The organism is Mycobacterium innocens, from assembly GCF_900566055.1.
Taxonomy (GTDB): Bacteria; Actinomycetota; Actinomycetes; order Mycobacteriales; family Mycobacteriaceae; genus Mycobacterium; species Mycobacterium innocens.
Window position 1 is genome coordinate 1 of sequence record NZ_UPHQ01000230.1, and the last position, 2,475, is coordinate 2,475.

At 61.1% G+C, this 2,475-nt stretch carries 2 protein-coding genes and 2 pseudogenes; all 4 read right to left on the minus strand.

The annotated features are described in order from the left end of the window. Positions 1-152: 152 nt before the first annotated feature. Positions 153-325: pseudogene (locus EET03_RS22245) on the minus strand (VOC family protein); the annotation flags it as partial. Between the two features lie 107 nt (positions 326-432). Beyond that, entirely contained in the window at positions 433-870 is a 438-nt protein-coding gene (locus EET03_RS22250) for a type II toxin-antitoxin system Rv0910 family toxin (protein ID WP_023367403.1), read from the minus strand. 4 nt (positions 871-874) lie between these two features. Further along, positions 875-1,054, minus strand: a complete 180-nt coding sequence (locus EET03_RS22255) for an antitoxin (protein WP_063472337.1) — start codon at positions 1,052-1,054, stop codon at positions 875-877. Positions 1,055-1,147: 93 nt separating this feature from the next. Next, a pseudogene (locus tag EET03_RS22260) lies at positions 1,148-2,475 on the minus strand (PPE family protein); the annotation flags it as partial.

Genomic DNA, 2,475 nt, shown 5'->3' on the forward strand with positions numbered 1-2,475 from the left:
CAGGAAATCCGAAGATCACGACACGATAACGATCTGATCGAATCGCAAAGTAGCAGCTATATCAGAGCAACAGATCCGAGCGTAAACACGCCTGGATCACACAAATCCCCAGGTCAGCCGCCTGCGCCCGCCGCGGGAGATTGCCCCGAATCAGCTACGCGGAAATCCGCGTTAGCGGCATTGACGTATCCGCCGTACTCGGGGCCGGCGGATACGAAGGTCCAGCCGAATACCGTGCCGTAGAAGTCTTGGGCGCGGTCGACTTCTGACGTGGTCAAGTCGACCCAGCAGGGGGCCCCAGTGGCGCGCCGTGACGGATGGGCATGATGTCCTCCTTGCCGTGTGGTTTCACCGTTATGTACCGCCGTCGGCACGGAAACTCATCGGCTAATAGGTCAGCTGGTCCGCGACGGGCGCCGTTGCAGGTCGGCGTCAGGCCTGTGCAAACACCTCGACGAAGTTCTGCAGGGATTCGCTGATGTCGCTTCTGAGCGCGGCGGCGACGATCATGCCGATCGGCCCGAACAGAGCGGGTCCGCCGAGGTGCACATCGAAGCTCACGACGGAGCCCTCCTCTTTGGGTGCGACCTTGGCCATGAGCTTCACTTTGACACCGCCGACCCCGTCGCCGTTGAGCGTCATGCCTTCCGGCGGCTTGTAGCGCACGATCGTCCATCTGATCCGGTTGGGCATCCCCTTGACCTCGACGATCGACTCGACGACCGCGCCCCTCTCCAACGTTTCGGGCAACTTGCTGCGCCAGACCCGGTGGATCGTCAGCCATTCCCGGTAGCGGGACAGATTCGAGGCGTGCAGCCACGCCTCCTCCGGCGGCAACGGGACATCGATGGATCCGGAGAGTTTCGCCATGGCTTCAGCTCTGCTGGTCGCCGGTGTCGACTACTTTCTTGGCCTGCTCCTGCACCTTGTGGATGGTGTCGGAGTACTTGCCCTGCGTCTTGTCGTCGACGAATTTGCCGGCCTTGTCGATCACCGTCTCGACCTTGTCGGCGTTCTGTGACAGCAGGTCTTTTGCCTTGTCCACGATTCCCATGCGCAACCGTTCCTTCCGCGGGGGATCCTCAGCATCTTCTGACGAACCCTACTTGCCGGTGCCGGTAGCGCCCAAACCAGCTTCGGCCTGCGGTTACGGCGCCGAGCCGCTGAGGAAGAGGCCCGAGAGCTGGCTGCCAATGTTGCCGATACCCGAGACCAGGCCGGCCAGCGCGAGGCCTAAACCGCTGGTGTTGTCGATGCCGGACAAGGCGCCGCCCAGGTTGGTGATGCCGGACACGAGGCTGCCGCCGTAGTTCTCGAACCCCGAGCCCTGCGAACCGACGTTCCAGAAGCCCGAGAGGGTATCGCCGAAATTGCCGAAGCCTGACGAACCACCGGCACCGGAGTTGAAGAAGCCTGACGACGGGCTACTGGTGGAGTTGCCGAAGCCGGGAACGGGCGAGAGGTGGAAGAGGGTGGCGGTAATGGGTCCGATACCAGCGCCGAGATTGGCGTTGAGCTGCATTGTATCGCCGCCCAGCGTGAGGTCCAGCGGGATTGCACCGATATTGATTGATTGAATCACGATCGGGCTGAGTTCAGAGTTCAAGGGGAGGGTCAATGTGATCGGAAGACCGTCTATAGGTATGTTGAAGCCGATATCGGTGTCCGGGATGTCGACGTGGATATTCGTTCCGCCCGAGTCCCCGTCAATGGCGAGCAAGAGGTTCAGCGGAATCCCTGGACCGTTTTCCCCATGCAGGGTGAATTGATTGACGGTCAGGCCCGCGATGTTGCCGGTGATGGGGATGTCGAGTGTGCCGCCTAGTCCGAGGGTGAGGGGGATGTTGGGGATGGTGATGGTGTAGTCGGCGGCGATGAGGCCCTGGCCGGTGCCGCGCCAGAAGAATCCGTTGTTGGCGTCGCCGGTGATGAACGCGCCGGTGTTGAGGTCGCCGGTGTTAAACGCTCCGGTGTTGAGGTCACCGATGTTGAACCAGCCGGTGTTGGTGTCGCCGGGATTAAACGAACCGGTATTAAAGGCACCGGCGTTAAAGCCACCGGAGTTGAAGTCGCCGGCATTGGCCCATCCGGTGTTGCCCAGCCCGGCGTTGAACACCCCGGTGTTGGTGCTACCGGTGTTGGCGATCCCGGTGTTGAAACTGCCCGAGTTGGCGATACCGAAGTTACCGTTGCCGGAGTTGAAGAACCCGATATTGTTGCTGCCCGAGTTGAACAACCCCACATTACCGGCACCGCTGTTGAAGCCGCCGAACCCGATCTGGTTATCCCCGGTCAGCCCGATCCCGATATTATTGGTGCCCTGGTTCGCCAACCCGAAATTCCCGAAACCGGTATTACCGAAACCGACGTTGAAACTCCCGCTATTACCCCAACCCCGGTTCGCATCCCCCACATTGCCGCCCCCCACATTCAGGCTGCCGACGTTGCCGCCACCCACATTGTGACCACCAACAT